Source organism: Pseudomonas chlororaphis subsp. aurantiaca, from assembly GCF_013466605.1.
GTDB lineage: Bacteria > Pseudomonadota > Gammaproteobacteria > Pseudomonadales > Pseudomonadaceae > Aquipseudomonas > Aquipseudomonas chlororaphis_I.
Map to the genome: position 1 here is coordinate 4,991,452 of NZ_CP059162.1, position 14,629 is coordinate 5,006,080.

Genomic DNA, 14,629 nt, shown 5'->3' on the forward strand with positions numbered 1-14,629 from the left:
CTAATCACAAGAATAAAAAAATCCGAGGTGTTGCATGTCCGCGTTAAACGAACCGCGCATCCCCGACGCACCCGCCATTGCGCGACTGCCCCTTTTGCAACTGATCCTGGTCGGGTTGCAGCATGTCCTGCTGATGTACGGAGGTGCCATCGCGGTGCCGCTGATCATCGGACAGGCCGCGGGTCTGAACCGTGAAGAAATCGCCTTCCTGATCAATGCCGACCTGCTGGTCGCCGGCATCGCGACCATCGTGCAATCCCTCGGCATCGGCCCCATGGGCATCCGCATGCCGGTGATGATGGGGGCCAGCTTTGCCGCGGTGGGCAGCATGGTAGCCATGGCCGGCATGCCCGGCATCGGCCTGCAGGGGATCTTTGGCGCGACCATCGCCGCCGGTTTCTTCGGCATGCTCATCGCGCCCTTCATGTCCAAGGTGGTGCGCTTCTTCCCGCCCCTGGTCACCGGCACCGTCATCACCTCCATCGGCCTGTCGCTGTTCCCGGTCGCGGTGAACTGGGCGGGCGGCGGCAGCCACAATGCCGAATTCGGTTCCCCCATCTACCTGGCCATCGCCGCGCTGGTACTGGGCACCATCCTGCTGGTGCACCGTTTCATGCGCGGTTTCTGGGTGAATATTTCCGTGTTGATCGGCATGGGCCTGGGCTACGTGCTCTGCGGCCTGATCGGCATGGTCGACCTCAGCGGCATGGCCCAGGCACCCTGGTTGCAGGTGGTCACTCCGCTGCATTTCGGCATGCCGCAGTTCCATCTGGCGCCGATCCTTTCGATGTGCCTGGTGGTGGTGATCATCTTTGTCGAATCCACCGGGATGTTCCTGGCACTGGGGAAAATCACCGGCCAGGAAGTCACCCCGCGCATGCTGCGTCGCGGCCTGCTGTGTGATGCCGGCGCCTCGTTTTTTGCCGGTTTCCTCAACACTTTCACCCACTCCTCGTTCGCCCAGAACATCGGCCTGGTGCAGATGACCGGCGTGCGTTGCCGCTCGGTGACCATAGTCGCCGGCGGCCTGCTGATCGTGCTGAGCCTGCTGCCCAAGGCGGCTTTCCTGGTGGCCTCGATTCCACCGGCGGTATTGGGTGGCGCGGCCATCGCCATGTTCGGCATGGTGGCGGCGACCGGAATCAAGATCCTCCAGGAAACCGACATCGCCGACCGCCGCAATCAACTGCTGGTGGCGGTGAGCATCGGCATGGGCCTGATTCCGGTGGTCCGCCCGGAGTTCTTCGCTCACCTGCCCCTATGGATGAGCCCCATCACCCACAGCGGAATCGCCATGGCGACCCTCAGTGCACTGGCCCTGAACCTGCTGTTCAACATCCTGGGCGGCACCGAACGGGCCGCCAGCAACGCCCGACACGCCCACCAGCATTGAAGCCTGAACGAGGCGGCCTGGCGGTCGCCCCTGCTTGACCGTCGATACCCAAAATACACGCACGACAGGCAGACCCGGCACCGCGCCCGGTCGCAGTCGGCGGCTGCCTGCGCCTTGACAATAAAAACAAACAGGGAGCAACACGATGAGACATGCACACGCACACCTGCTGCTCAGCGGCGCACTGCTGGCGACGACCCAGGCCATGGCCAGCGACCTGCTACTGTGGCAGACCAACAGCCTGACGTACCTGTACGGCAAAAACTTCGCGATCAACCCGTCGATCCAGCAGACGGTGACCTTCGAGCACGCCGACCGATGGAAGTACGGCGACACCTTCCTGTTCGTCGACAAGATTTTCTATAACGGCCAGGAAGACCGTAACAAAGGCCGTCACGCCTTTTACGGCGAGTTCAGCCCCAGGCTGTCGTTCGGCAAGATCCTCGACCGCTCATTGGCCTTCGGCCCGGTCAAGGATGTGTTGCTGGCCATGACCTACGAATATGGCGAAGGCGACAGCGAGGCCTACCTGATCGGCCCCGGTTTCGACCTCGCCGTCCCGGGCTTCAACTATTTCACCCTGAACTTCTACCGCCGCCAGACCGAAGGCCCGCGCCCCGGCGACGGTGTCTGGCAGATCACCCCCTCCTGGTCCTACAGCATTGCGCTGGGTCGCTCGAACCTGTTGATCGACGGCTACCTGGACTGGGTGGTGGACAACGACCAGAACGACCGCGGCACCTACCACGCCAACCTGCATATCAACCCGCAGATCAAATACGACCTGGGCAAGGCCCTGCGCCTGGGCGAGAGGCAACTGTATGTCGGCCTCGAATACAGCTACTGGAAGGACAAGTACGGCATCCAGAACAGCCCGAACCTGGACACCAACCAGAACACCGCCAGCCTGCTGGTGAAGGTGCATTTCTAGGATGGCTGGCAAACGTGCTCCAAAGTTGTTTCAAGTGCGCTATTGCAGAGCACTTGAGCAAGGCCGTGGGAGTCAGTATTCTCCGCGGCCGCCTGAATCCGGTGAAAAAAAAAGCCCGGATTTAAAGCCTGACCAGAAAGCCAACTTATCCCGGCCTCTGGAAAGTACCAAGGCGTACCGATTTAGAACCGAATTCACTCTCGATCGACTGTATTGGTACAGCCGTAAGGGAGTTTTTGCGTTTTTTTTTCGCCTTGGCTCAGCTCTTGCTACCAGCAACAAAGCTGACCGATCGGATGATTTTTCAGCCACTGAAAGGTGCCACACCAGAGCACCGGCTTTTAAAGAAAAACGTGGAACCACTTACTTTTTGGGAGCAACCGAATGAACCGCATCTGTAAAGGCCTGATGCTTGCCGGATCCTTGCTGGCTGGGGCCCAGGCCACCGCCGGCGACCTGCTGCAATGGCAGAACAACAGCCTGACCTACCTCTACGGCAAAGACTTCGCGATCAATCCAGAGATCCAACAGACCGTTACGTTCGAACATGCCGATGCCTGGAAGTACGGCGACAACTTCCTGTTTATCGACAAGATCTTCTACAACGGTAAAAAGGACGGCAACGTCGGCCCGAACACTTATTACGGCGAGTTCAGCCCGCGTCTTTCATTCGGCAAGATCTTTGACCGGAAGTTGGAGTTCGGTCCGATCAAGGATGTATTGCTGGCCATGACTTACGAGTTCGGCGAAGGCGATAACGAGTCCTACCTGATCGGTCCGGGTTTCGACCTGGCGATCCCCGGGTTCGATTACTTCCAGTTGAACTTCTACAACCGCCAGACCGAAGGCAGCCGAGCCGGCGACAATGTCTGGCAGATCACCCCGGTCTGGTCCTACACCATTCCCATGGGCCGTTCTGACATCCTGATCGACGGCTTCATCGACTGGGTGGTGGACAACGACAAGAATTCCAAAGGCGAGTACCACGCCAACCTGCACATCAACCCGCAGATCAAGTACGACCTGGGCAAGGCGCTGAAACTGGGCGACAAACAGCTGTATGTCGGTATCGAATACGACTATTGGAAGAACAAGTACGGGGTCAAGGACACCCCCTACTTCGACACCGACCAGAACACCGCCAGCCTGCTGCTCAAGTACCACTTCTGATGCTGTGAGCGCCGTTCCCGTGCTGGTCGCGGGAACGGATTACATCGAATAAATCGATAGCAACGCGCCGATATTCGCAACCATCGATCAGTTGAGCTGGCATAGCATGTCGCTCATTCCAACCTGATCAGGAGTTGCATCGATGACTCATTTTCGCAAAGTACTCAGCGTCCATACCGGCCAGCCCGCCTCGGACGGTGCCGGCGTCAGACTGACCCGGGTCTTCGGTGGCCAGGGTGTCGAGCGTTTCGACCCGTTCCTGATGCTCGACGAGTTCGGCTCGGAAAACCCCGACGATTACATCGCCGGCTTCCCGCCCCACCCCCATCGCGGTTTCGAAACCGTCACCTACATGCTCGAAGGCCGCATGCGCCACGAGGATCACCTGGGCAACGTCGGCCTGCTGGAAGGCGGTGGCGTGCAGTGGATGACCGCTGCCAAGGGCATCATCCACAGCGAGATGCCGGAACAGGAAGAAGGCGTGATGCGCGGCTTCCAGCTATGGCTGAACCTGCCGGGCAAGCACAAGCTGGATAAGGCCGGTTACCGGGACATTCAACCCCAGGACATCCCGCGCCTGACCACCGTCAATGGCGTGGAAGTGGTGGTGATCGCCGGCCGCTTCGACGACGGCCAGGTGCAACAGACTGGCGCCGTGGAACGACCGGACACCGAGCCCCACTACTTCGACCTGCGCCTGCCGGCAGGCGCCAGTATCAGCCCGCGTCTGCCCGAGGGGCACCGGGCCCTGCTGTATGTCTATGAAGGCCAGATCGAGCTGCCCGGGCATCCGCAACCGGTCGCCAGCAGCAAGCTGGTGCGCCTGTCCGACCAGGGCGAGATCCGGCTGAGCAGTGCCGCCGGGGCCCGTGTGCTGCTGATTGCCGGCAAGCCTCTGGGCGAGCCGATCGTGCAGTACGGCCCGTTCGTGATGAACACCCGGGAAGAGATCGAGCAGGCGTTGCGGGATTTTCGCGACGACAAACTGACGGCCTGAGCCACGCAGGCTCAAAACCGCTATCGAGGGCAAGCCCGCTCCCACACAGAGGCAAGGTTTCTGTGAGGGCAAGCTTGCCCTCGATGCATTTAGACGGTCGCGACTTCTGCCGCCAACCCCAGGAACCGCCGCAGCTCGTCGCGCTTGGCCAAGGCATCGCTGCGTCCCAGTTCGATCAGTTCGCTGCAATACCCCGACTCGAACAACAGGTAACTCAGGACCCCGGCACCGCTGGTCTTGGTCGCCCCCGGCCCGCGCAGAAACAGGCGCAGTGCCGCCGGCAGCTCATGCCGATGACGGGCAGCGATCTCGTCGATCGGCTGGCTGGGCGCAATCACCAGCACCTCCACCGGCGCCACGCCCAGAGCGCGGACGGGCGTGCCCGATGGCAGCAGATGACTGAACTGGTTGAGCCGCTGCAAGAGCTCGATGTCGCTCTCCAGGCTGTCAATGAAGGTACTGTTGAGCATGTGGCCGCCGATCTGCGCCAGCGTCGGCTGCTGCCCGGTGTAGCTGCGTTGCTGGGGCGCCTGAGGATCAATGCCACGGGGGTTGCCGCTGACCCCGACCACCAGCACCCGGCTGGCCCCCAGGTGCAACGCCGGACTGATGGGCGCCGATTGCCGCACCGCGCCGTCGCCGAAAAACTCCTGGTCGATTTTCACCGGCGCGAACAGCAACGGAATCGCCGAACTGGCCAGCAAGTGTTCGACCGTGAGTTCGGTGGGCAGGCCGATACGCCGATGGCGCAGCCAGGCATCGATGGTGCCGCCGCCCTGGTAGAAGGTCACCGCCTGGCCCGATTCATAACCGAAGGCCGTGACCGCCACCGCTTGCAGGTGCTTTCGCGCGATCGCCTGACGAATGCCGGACAGTTGCAGCTTATCGTTCAACAACTGCCGCAGCGGCGCGCTGTTGAGCAGTGCCACCGGCACCTGCGCGCCCAGGCCGAGCAGGCTGTGGCCGACGAACCGGGTGGCCTGTCGGATTACCCCGGGCCAGTCGCTGCGGATCACCTGATGGCTGCGAAAGCCCTGCCAGAATGCCGTGAGACGCTCGATGGCCGCGGTGAAATCCAGCGCGCCGCTGGCCAGGCTGACCGCGTTGATCGCCCCGGCCGAGGTCCCGACAATCACCGGAAACGGATTGCTCGCCCCCGCCGGCAGCAACTCGGCAATCGCCGCCAATACCCCCACCTGATATGCCGCACGAGCCCCGCCGCCGGAAAGAATCAATCCTGTGACCGGTTCCGCTGGGCTCATCGCTACACTCCATGGCGCTGATAAAGAGTTTTCAATCTAACGCGATAATTTCAACCGCGCTTCTTATACAGCTTCGGCTCGCCTGGCGGGCGGCTCTTGAAGCGGCGGTGCGCCCACAGGTACTGCTCCGGGCACTCGCGCAGCACGCCTTCGATCCACTGGTTGATGCGCAGGCAATCGGCCTCTTCGGTCTCTCCCGGGAAATCCTGCAACGGCGGGTGAATCACCAGCCGATAACCACTGCCATCGGCCAGCCGTTGCTGAGTGAAAGGCACCACCAGGGCCTTGCCCAGCCGGGCGAACTTGCTGGTGGCGGTAACCGTCGCCGCCTGGATGCCGAACAGCGGCACGAATACGCTCTGCTTGGCGCCGTAATCCTGGTCCGGTGCGTACCAGATGGCACGCCCGGCACGCAGCAGCTTGAGCATGCCGCGCACGTCTTCACGCTCCACCGCCAGGGAATCCAGATTGTGCCGCTCGCGGCCACGGCGCTGGACGAAATCGAACAGCGGGTTCTTGTGCTCGCGGTACATGCCGTCGATGGTGTGCTGCTGGCCCAGCAACGCCGCGCCGATTTCCAGAGTGGTGAAGTGCAGGGCCATGAGGATCACGCCCTTGCCTTCCAGTTGCGCCTGCTTGAGGTGCTCCAGCCCTTCGACATGGGCCAGGCGCGCCAGGCGCGGCTTGGACCACCACCAGCTCATGGCCATTTCGAAAAAGGCGATGCCGGTGGAGGCGAAGTTTTCCTTGAGCAGGCGCTTGCGCTCGGCGGCGGACTTCTCGGGGAAACACAGTTCCAGGTTGCGCTTGGCGATCCGCCGACGCTCTCCGGCCACCCGGTACATCAGCGCGCCCAGGGCACGGCCGATCCACAGCAGCAGCGGATAAGGCAACTGGACCACCAGCCATAGCAGGCCCAGGCCCAGCCACAGCGGCCAAAAACGGGGATAAAGAAATGCAGCTCGAAAACGCGGGCGATCCATTACAGATTCCGGACAGACAACAAGGTCGCGCATTCTACATCGGTTCGACCCGGCTTGCGGCCTGCGGGCGTTCTCGTTATAAGTCTCGGCACTTTTAGTGACAAGCCGCTTTATGCCGACCATGAGCCAAACCGAATCGCAAGACCTGGATCCTGTATTCCAGTTGAAGGGCAGCATGCTGGCCATCACCGTGCTGGAACTGGCCCGCAACGACCTCGAAGGCCTCGATCGCCAACTGGCGGCGAAGGTCGCGCAAGCCCCGAATTTCTTCAGTAACGCCCCGCTGGTGCTGGCGCTGGACAAACTGCCAGCCAGCGAAGGCGCCGTCGATCTGCCCGGCCTGATGCGCGTCTGCCGTCACCATGGGCTGCGCACCCTGGCGATCCGCGCCAGCCGCATCGAAGACATCGCCGCGGCGATCGCCGTCGATCTGCCGGTCCTGCCGCCCTCCGGCGCCCGGGAACGACCGCTGGAACCGCAGGAAAACGAAGCCCGGAAGAAGCCTGAAAAACCGCCTGAGCCGACCATCAAGCCCACCCGCATCATCACTTCGCCAGTACGCGGCGGACAACAGATCTATGCCCAGGGTGGCGATCTGGTAGTGACCTCCTCGGTCAGTCCGGGTGCGGAACTTCTGGCCGATGGCAACATCCATGTATACGGCCCGATGCGCGGTCGAGCGCTGGCCGGGGTCAAGGGCGACACCAAGGCACGGATTTTCTGTCAGCAGTTGAGCGCTGAACTGGTGTCCATCGCCGGCCAGTACAAGGTTTCCGAGGATCTGCGGCGCGATCCGTTGTGGGGTGCCGGGGTCCAGGTCAGCCTGTCGGGTGACGTGTTGAACATCACACGTCTTTAACGGATACTGCCGCATTTTCCAAGCATCTCTAAAACCTAGCGAATACGGCTCAAACGAAGTAGGAGCAGGTGTTAACCGACCTCCAGCCAAGGCTGTCCGACTGCAGTAGTTTTCAAGAGATGTTTTTCAGGGGCTAAAAGTCCTTTTTCCTTAGGGGTGAAACACCTTGGCCAAGATTCTCGTGGTTACATCCGGCAAGGGTGGTGTGGGTAAGACCACCACCAGCGCCGCTATCGGTACCGGCCTCGCTCTGCGCGGCCACAAAACTGTCATCGTCGACTTCGACGTCGGCTTGCGTAACCTCGACCTGATCATGGGTTGCGAACGTCGCGTGGTGTATGACTTCGTCAACGTGGTCAACGGCGAAGCCAACCTGCAGCAAGCCCTGATCAAAGACAAGCGCCTGGAAAACCTCTACGTACTGGCCGCCAGTCAGACCCGCGACAAAGACGCGCTGACCCAGGAAGGCGTGGAAAAAGTGCTGATGGAGCTCAAGGAGACCTTCGAATTCGTGGTCTGCGACTCCCCGGCCGGTATCGAAAAAGGTGCTCACCTGGCCATGTACTTCGCCGACGAAGCGATTGTCGTGACCAACCCGGAAGTTTCCTCGGTACGTGACTCCGACCGCATGCTGGGCCTGCTGGCCAGCAAATCCAAGCGCGCGGAGAACGGCGAAGACCCGATCAAGGAACACCTGCTGCTGACCCGCTACAACCCTTCGCGTGTCAGCAACGGCGAAATGCTTGGCGTCGAAGACGTCAAAGAGATTCTCGCAGTAACGCTGCTGGGCGTGATTCCAGAATCCCAGGCAGTACTCAAGGCTTCCAACCAAGGCGTTCCGGTTATTCTCGATGACCAGAGCGACGCCGGCCAGGCGTACAGCGATGCTGTCGATCGTCTGCTGGGTAAAACCGTGGAACACCGGTTCCTTGATGTTGAGAAGAAGGGATTCTTCGAGCGCCTGTTTGGAGGTAGGTAATGAATCTTTTTGACTTCTTTCGTGCCAGCAAAAAAGTAAGCACCGCGTCGGTAGCGAAAGAGCGTCTACAGATCATCGTGGCGCATGAACGCGGCCAACGCACTACCCCTGATTACTTGCCTGCCTTGCAGAAGGAACTGGTGGAAGTAATCCGCAAGTACGTCAATATCGGGTCCGATGATGTGCATGTCGCTCTGGAAAACCAGGGCAGTTGCTCGATCCTGGAACTCAATATCACCCTGCCTGATCGCTGATCGATTCGGCTGGAGCCACGGCGGCTCGATCCCTCGGTTTTTCTACAGGAGCAAGCTTGTTCCTGTAGAAGCCGGGTTGATCGAGCCGCCGTTGGCGTTTGTTACGAGGCTGTTTTAATGCCGCTGTCGAATATCCGCATCATTCACCAGGACGCCGCCGTCCTGGTGGTGGACAAACCCACCCTGCTGCTCTCAGTGCCTGGCCGGGCCGATGACAACAAGGATTGCCTGATCACCCGCCTGCAGGAAAACGGCTACCCGGAAGCCCGCATCGTCCATCGGCTGGACTGGGAAACCTCCGGCATCATCCTGCTGGCCCGCAACCCCGATACCCATCGCGAACTGTCCCGGCAATTTCACGACCGCGAGACCGAGAAAGCCTACACCGCGCTGTGCTGGGGCCAGCCGGAACTGGACAGCGGCAGCATCGACCTGCCGCTGCGCTACGACCCGCCGACCAAACCGCGGCACGTGGTGGACCACGAGTTCGGCAAGAACGCTCTGACCTTCTGGCGAGTGCTGGAACGCTGCGGCGACTGGTGCCGCGTCGAGCTGACCCCGATCACCGGGCGCTCGCACCAGTTGCGGGTGCATATGCTGTCCATCGGCCATCCACTGCTGGGCGACGGCCTGTACGCGCACCCACAAGCGCTGGCCGCCTGGTCACGCCTGTGCCTGCACGCCAGCATGCTCAGTTTCACCCATCCGCAGAGCGGCGAACGCCTGCGCTTCGAGTGCCCGGCACCGTTCTGATCGAGAGCGGCCACCGTATCTGTATGCCCCTCGATTGAGGGGCATACAGATACGGAAAAATCCGATCAAAAATGAAGATTAATCTGAATAATTTGTTATGGATTTGTGAAAAAAATATTAAAATAGTGGCTATTCAACATTAAGGCAGGAAGCCCTCGTGCTCAGCAGTCAGCCATTTCAACGCGATTACCCTTTCACCTTCTGCTTTCTGAATACCACTCTGCACCTTCGCGAAAAACCTTCGGCAGACGCCTGCACAGCCCTCGAACAACTCATTCGCCAACGTCACGCACACAAACAGACCCGCGCCAGCGCCCCCTTGGCGACCGGCGAGACACCGCTGTTCGCCAAGGTGCAGCCTCTGGATACGCTCAAGGCGAAAGTTCGCGTCACCCTGGGCAAGCCCCAGCGCAACGGCCGCTTCGACTGGCCGCTGGAAGAGCTGATCAACACCGTCGAAGCCCAGCGACGCGGCGTACAGATGTCCGACCTTGAAGGATTCGGCTATACCCGGGATCGCCTGGGGCTGGTACAGGAATACTTCATCCTTACCCGCCTGCTGGACGATTACGTCGACGGCGTACAGTGGTTGCGCAACAACCCGGACAAGATCGAGCCCTTTATCCGCGATGCATTCGGCCTGCTGCACTCCCTCGCGCAAAAGAACATCACCCACATGGACTTCTGGGCCGGCAACATCATGATCAGCCCCCAGGCTCCGCTCAAGGCCATCGACTTCGAGAACTGCTTCGCGACCATCACGCCCCATCCCAGCGAAACCCTGGGTTTTCAGTTGGGGTTCTTCTACCGTCGCGAAGTCTACAAACTGATCACCGAAGCACAGTACGACGCGCTGGTGGAGGAATACCTCGATCAACTGCCAGGCATTTGCGCAGAGAAATTCAACCAGGTTTACCAGGCCAGCAAGCATGAATATGTGGGCCGCAAGCAACGCCGCGAAGTGTTCCTCAAAGGCAACCTGATCACCGGCTGAGTCGTTCTCCCTGCCGCGATGAATGTTGTCTCTCTCTACGGCATTGCGCCTGCAATGCCGCGAGCCGATACGGTAAACTCGCGCCACTGCTGTCTGGAGTTACTTATGCGCGAAGAGCTGAACCAGGGCCTGATCGACTTCCTCAAGGCCTCCCCAACCCCTTTCCATGCAACCGCCAGCCTCGTTCAACGCCTGGAGGCCGCGGGCTATCAGCGCCTCGACGAGCGCGAGCCGTGGACCACCGAAGCCAACGGTCGCTACTACGTCACCCGCAATGACTCCTCCATCGTGGCCGTCAAGCTGGGTCGGCATTCGCCCCTTCAAGGCGGGATCCGCATGGTCGGCGCGCACACCGACAGCCCGTGCCTGCGGGTCAAGCCGCAACCGGAGCTGCAACGCCAGGGCTTCTGGCAACTGGGTGTGGAAGTCTATGGCGGCGCCCTGCTGGCGCCCTGGTTCGACCGCGATCTGTCGCTGGCCGGCCGCGTCACCTTCCGTCGCGACGGCAAGGTCGAAAGCCAGCTGATCGACTTCAAGGCGCCCATCGCGATCATCCCCAACCTGGCCATTCACCTCAATCGCGAAGCCAACCAGGGCTGGGCCATCAATGCCCAGACCGAGTTGCCGCCGATCCTCGCGCAATTCGCCGGCGACGAGCGGGTCGACTTCCGCGCGGTGCTGACCGACCAGTTGGCCCGCGAACACGGCCTGAACGCCGATGTGGTGCTCGACTATGAGCTGAGCTTCTACGACACCCAAAGCGCGGCGGTGATCGGCCTGCACGGCGATTTCATCGCCGGCGCGCGCCTGGACAACCTGCTGTCCTGCTACGCCGGCCTGCAAGCCTTGCTCAACGCCGACACCGAGGAAACCTGCGTGCTGGTCTGCAACGACCACGAAGAAGTCGGCTCCTGCTCGGCCTGCGGCGCCGACGGCCCGATGCTCGAGCAGACCCTGCGCCGCCTGCTGCCCGAAGGCGACGAATTCGTGCGCACCATCCAGAAGTCGCTGCTGGTCTCGGCCGACAACGCCCATGGCGTGCACCCCAACTACGCCGACAAACACGATGCCAACCACGGCCCGAAACTCAACGCCGGCCCGGTGATCAAGGTCAACAGCAACCAGCGCTACGCCACCAACAGCGAAACCGCCGGTTTCTTCCGCCATCTGTGCATGGCCGAGGAAGTGCCGGTGCAAAGCTTCGTGGTGCGCAGCGACATGGGCTGTGGCTCGACCATCGGCCCGATCACCGCCAGCCACCTGGGCGTGCGCACCGTGGATATCGGCCTGCCGACCTTCGCCATGCACTCGATCCGCGAACTGTGCGGCAGCCACGACCTGGCGCATCTGGTGAAGGTACTGAGCGCGTTCTACGCCAGCCGCGACCTGCCATAAGCCCCGTGTAGCCGCTGCCGCAGTCTGCGAAAAGCCCGAAGGGCTTCAGCGATCCGAGAATCCTGCGCCTGTTTTACAGGCGATCGCAGCCTGCGGCAGCGACGACAAGGGTGCTGAAGCATTTCTGATGCACATCAACCCGAATTCGGCCAAAGCCACCTAGACTGATGAGTATCCCCTCCGACAAGGCTGTCGCCATGATCTCGATGTCTTCGTTCCACGCCATGCTCATTCCCATTCTCTCGGGGATGATCCTGCTGGCCATCGGCTACAACTTCCGCGACAAGAATGCCGGCATCTTCAGCATGTGGGCCGGTATGCTGCTGATCCTTGGCACCGTGATCTACAAGATCCTCGCCAAACTCGCCGAATAAAATGCGCCGTCCAGGCTCGCATTGGTATTAGCTGCCTCGTACACTCGGTCGATCCGCTTTTTCTGAGGTTGACCGCCCAGTGTTCGCTCGTCTTTCCGTTCTGCCCTACTGCCTGTTTCTCTGTCTCCTGACACTATTGCCACTGTCATCGGCCCAGGCGATGGGTTTGCCGGGCCTGCTCAACAGCGGTAAAACCCAGCCACAAGCCGAGCAGCCCCTGGGACAGTCGCTGGACGAGGTCATCAAATCCCTGGAAAACGACCAGCAACGTACCCAACTGCTGACCGACCTGAAAAAGCTTCGCGACGCCACGAAAAAAGCCCAGACGCCCGCCGAAGAAGGCGTGCTCGGCCTGATCGGCGGCACCCTGTCCAGCTTCGAAAAACAGTTCTCCGGCGCCGACAGCCCAATCACCCGCTGGTCGAACGAATTCGATCAGGCCCAGGATGAACTGGCAGCCCTGATGCTGCCAGCCAGCGAATGGCTGCCGATCATCTTCGCCTTCGCCCTGATCCTGATGGTCTGGAGCCTGCTGGCGGCGGCGCTGATCTGGCTCAGTCACCGCCTGCGGGAGCGTTTCGGCCTCACCGAAGAACTGCCGCAACACCCCAAGACCTGGGACCTGCTGCGCTTCGCCCTGCGCAAACTGGGGCCCTGGCTGATCGCGCTGATCATGACCGTGTACATGACCTACAAACTGCCGTCGTCCCTGGGAAAGGACCTGGCCATGGTCCTGGCTTACGCACTGGTGGTCGGCACCTGCTTCTCGGCGATCTGCGTGATCGCCTTTTCCGTGCTGGACGGTCCGAACCGTCACCGCGCCCTGTACATCCTGCGCCGCCAGGCGTTCCGGCCGTTATGGCTGATCGGCAGTTTCGCCGCCTTCGGCGAGGCCTTGAGCGACCCACGCTTGATCGCCAGCCTGGGCAGCCACCTGGCGCACACCGCGGCCACCTTCGCCAATGTCATGGCGGCCCTGTCCACCGGCGTGTTCATCCTGCGTTTCCGCCGGCCGATCGCGCACCTGATCCGCAACCAGCCGCTGTCCCGGCGCCTGACCCGCCGCGCCCTGAGCGATACCATCGAGATCATCGGCACCTTCTGGTACCTGCCAGCGCTGGTGCTGGTGGCCATTTCCCTGTTCGCCACCTTCATTTCCGCCGGCGACACCAGCACCGCCCTGCGCCAGTCGCTGATCTGCACCGTGCTGCTGGTGCTGTGCATGGTGATCAATGGCCTGGTGCGCCGCCATTCCCTCAAGCCCCAGCGCGGGCACAAGCGCCACGCCCTGTATTCCGAGCGCCTGAAAGGTTTCTTCTACACCCTCGCCCACCTGATGGTGTGGCTGGTGTTCATCGAACTCGGCCTGCGGGTCTGGGGCATGTCGCTGATCCGCTTCACCGAAGGCGACGGCCACGAAATCAGCGTCAAGCTGTTCAGCCTCGGCGGCACCCTGCTGTTCGCCTGGCTGATCTGGATCCTCAGTGACACCGCGGTGCACCACGCCCTGACCCGCTCGCGCAAAGGCCTGGCCAATGCCCGGGCGCAGACCATGATGCCGCTGATCCGCAACGTGCTGTTCGTGGCGATCTTCATCATCGCCCTGATCGTCGCCCTGGCGAACATGGGCATGAACGTCACGCCGCTGCTGGCCGGTGCCGGGGTGATCGGCCTGGCCATCGGCTTTGGCGCCCAGTCGCTGGTGGCCGACCTGATCACCGGCCTGTTCATCATCATCGAGGACTCCCTGGCCATCGACGACTACGTGGACGTCGGCGGCCACCTGGGCACCGTCGAAGGCCTGACCATCCGCACCGTGCGCCTGCGGGACATCGACGGCATCGTGCACACCATCCCGTTCAGCGAAATCAAGAGCATCAAGAACTACTCCCGGGAGTTCGGCTACGCGATCTTCCGGGTGGCCATTCCGTACAACATGGACATAGACGAGGCCATCAAGCTGATGCGCGATGTTGGCCAGAAGATGCGCACCGACCCGCTGCAACGGCGCAACATCTGGTCGCCGCTGGAGTTCCAGGGGGTGGAGAGCTTCGAGTCCGGCAACGCGATTCTGCGCGCCCGCTTCAAGACCGCGCCGATCAAGCAATGGGAAGTGTCACGGGCCTTCAACCTGTCCCTCAAGCGCCACCTCGACGAAGCCGGAATGGACCTGGCCACGCCACGCATGAGCGTGCAAGTGATCACCGCCGGCGGCGGCCCTCAGCAAGAGGAGTAAGGCGACCGGCCGCGCACCGGCAAGGGCGCGGCCGCACTCTCCACGACTG

At 61.6% G+C, this 14,629-nt stretch carries 15 protein-coding genes; 13 read left to right on the plus strand and 2 right to left on the minus strand.

What is annotated here, in order from left to right; translation table 11 throughout:
- Positions 1–34: 34 nt before the first annotated feature.
- From H0I86_RS22560 to H0I86_RS22580, 5 genes are all read left to right on the plus strand, one after another.
- A complete protein-coding gene (locus tag H0I86_RS22560) occupies positions 35–1,393 on the plus strand; it encodes a nucleobase:cation symporter-2 family protein (protein WP_180922259.1) in 1,359 nt (452 codons plus the stop codon).
- A gap of 145 nt (positions 1,394–1,538) precedes the next feature.
- On the plus strand, positions 1,539–2,324 hold the full coding sequence (locus tag H0I86_RS22565) for an outer membrane protein OmpK (RefSeq protein ID WP_180922260.1): 786 nt from the start codon (positions 1,539–1,541) through the stop codon (positions 2,322–2,324).
- 1 nt (position 2,325) lies between these two features.
- Positions 2,326–2,712, plus strand: a complete 387-nt coding sequence (locus H0I86_RS22570; RefSeq protein ID WP_180922261.1) for a hypothetical protein — start codon at positions 2,326–2,328, stop codon at positions 2,710–2,712.
- On the plus strand, positions 2,709–3,494 hold the full coding sequence (locus tag H0I86_RS22575; RefSeq protein ID WP_180922262.1) for an outer membrane protein OmpK: 786 nt from the start codon (positions 2,709–2,711) through the stop codon (positions 3,492–3,494). The genes H0I86_RS22570 and H0I86_RS22575 overlap by 4 nt, the downstream gene beginning before the upstream one ends.
- A 142-nt stretch (positions 3,495–3,636) precedes the next feature.
- A complete protein-coding gene (locus H0I86_RS22580) occupies positions 3,637–4,491 on the plus strand; it encodes a pirin family protein (protein ID WP_180922263.1) in 855 nt (284 codons plus the stop codon).
- Positions 4,492–4,580: 89 nt separating this feature from the next.
- Here the strand turns inward: H0I86_RS22580 and H0I86_RS22585 are convergent, their stop codons facing one another.
- Positions 4,581–5,753: a patatin-like phospholipase family protein gene (locus H0I86_RS22585; RefSeq protein WP_180922264.1), complete on the minus strand. Its 1,173-nt coding sequence runs from the start codon at positions 5,751–5,753 to the stop codon at positions 4,581–4,583.
- Positions 5,754–5,803: 50 nt separating this feature from the next.
- Positions 5,804–6,736, minus strand: a complete 933-nt coding sequence (locus H0I86_RS22590) for a lipid A biosynthesis lauroyl acyltransferase (protein ID WP_180922265.1) — start codon at positions 6,734–6,736, stop codon at positions 5,804–5,806.
- 121 nt (positions 6,737–6,857) lie between these two features.
- On the opposite strand from H0I86_RS22590, the gene minC reads away from it, so the two are divergent.
- The 8 genes from minC (at position 6,858) to H0I86_RS22630 (ending at position 14,580) form a co-directional block, all read left to right on the plus strand.
- Entirely contained in the window at positions 6,858–7,595 is a 738-nt protein-coding gene (gene minC / locus H0I86_RS22595; protein WP_009045065.1) for a septum site-determining protein MinC, read from the plus strand.
- Positions 7,596–7,761: 166 nt separating this feature from the next.
- Positions 7,762–8,574: a septum site-determining protein MinD gene (gene minD / locus H0I86_RS22600; protein WP_007928664.1), complete on the plus strand. Its 813-nt coding sequence runs from the start codon at positions 7,762–7,764 to the stop codon at positions 8,572–8,574.
- Complete coding sequence (minE, locus tag H0I86_RS22605; RefSeq protein ID WP_007928666.1) at positions 8,574–8,828, plus strand: cell division topological specificity factor MinE; 255 nt, start codon at positions 8,574–8,576, stop codon at positions 8,826–8,828. The genes minD and minE overlap by 1 nt, the downstream gene beginning before the upstream one ends.
- Before the next feature lie 117 nt (positions 8,829–8,945).
- Complete coding sequence (locus H0I86_RS22610) at positions 8,946–9,581, plus strand: RluA family pseudouridine synthase (RefSeq protein WP_180922266.1); 636 nt, start codon at positions 8,946–8,948, stop codon at positions 9,579–9,581.
- Positions 9,582–9,738: 157 nt separating this feature from the next.
- A complete protein-coding gene (locus H0I86_RS22615; protein WP_180922267.1) occupies positions 9,739–10,575 on the plus strand; it encodes a hypothetical protein in 837 nt (278 codons plus the stop codon).
- A gap of 105 nt (positions 10,576–10,680) precedes the next feature.
- Positions 10,681–11,970: a M18 family aminopeptidase gene (locus H0I86_RS22620; protein ID WP_007928670.1), complete on the plus strand. Its 1,290-nt coding sequence runs from the start codon at positions 10,681–10,683 to the stop codon at positions 11,968–11,970.
- Positions 11,971–12,137: 167 nt separating this feature from the next.
- Positions 12,138–12,344, plus strand: a complete 207-nt coding sequence (locus H0I86_RS22625; RefSeq protein WP_124303308.1) for a hypothetical protein — start codon at positions 12,138–12,140, stop codon at positions 12,342–12,344.
- Between the two features lie 79 nt (positions 12,345–12,423).
- Positions 12,424–14,580 (plus strand): mechanosensitive ion channel family protein, encoded by a 2,157-nt coding sequence (locus H0I86_RS22630; RefSeq protein WP_180922268.1) that lies wholly within the window; start codon positions 12,424–12,426, stop codon positions 14,578–14,580.
- Positions 14,581–14,629: the final 49 nt, after the last annotated feature.

What these genes read in the sequence shown, in the direction of transcription:
- H0I86_RS22560 (WP_180922259.1), top strand. Translation starts at nt 35, where the DNA reads ATGTCCGCGTTAAACGAACCGCGCATCCCCGACGCACCCGCCATTGCG.
- H0I86_RS22565 (WP_180922260.1), top strand. Translation starts at nt 1,539, where the DNA reads ATGAGACATGCACACGCACACCTGCTGCTCAGCGGCGCACTGCTGGCG.
- H0I86_RS22570 (WP_180922261.1), top strand. Translation starts at nt 2,326, where the DNA reads ATGGCTGGCAAACGTGCTCCAAAGTTGTTTCAAGTGCGCTATTGCAGA.
- H0I86_RS22575 (WP_180922262.1), top strand. Translation starts at nt 2,709, where the DNA reads ATGAACCGCATCTGTAAAGGCCTGATGCTTGCCGGATCCTTGCTGGCT.
- H0I86_RS22580 (WP_180922263.1), top strand. Translation starts at nt 3,637, where the DNA reads ATGACTCATTTTCGCAAAGTACTCAGCGTCCATACCGGCCAGCCCGCC.
- H0I86_RS22585 (WP_180922264.1), bottom strand. Translation starts at nt 5,753, where the DNA reads ATGAGCCCAGCGGAACCGGTCACAGGATTGATTCTTTCCGGCGGCGGG.
- H0I86_RS22590 (WP_180922265.1), bottom strand. Translation starts at nt 6,736, where the DNA reads ATGGATCGCCCGCGTTTTCGAGCTGCATTTCTTTATCCCCGTTTTTGG.
- minC (WP_009045065.1), top strand. Translation starts at nt 6,858, where the DNA reads ATGAGCCAAACCGAATCGCAAGACCTGGATCCTGTATTCCAGTTGAAG.
- minE (WP_007928666.1), top strand. Translation starts at nt 8,574, where the DNA reads ATGAATCTTTTTGACTTCTTTCGTGCCAGCAAAAAAGTAAGCACCGCG.
- H0I86_RS22610 (WP_180922266.1), top strand. Translation starts at nt 8,946, where the DNA reads ATGCCGCTGTCGAATATCCGCATCATTCACCAGGACGCCGCCGTCCTG.
- H0I86_RS22620 (WP_007928670.1), top strand. Translation starts at nt 10,681, where the DNA reads ATGCGCGAAGAGCTGAACCAGGGCCTGATCGACTTCCTCAAGGCCTCC.
- H0I86_RS22625 (WP_124303308.1), top strand. Translation starts at nt 12,138, where the DNA reads ATGAGTATCCCCTCCGACAAGGCTGTCGCCATGATCTCGATGTCTTCG.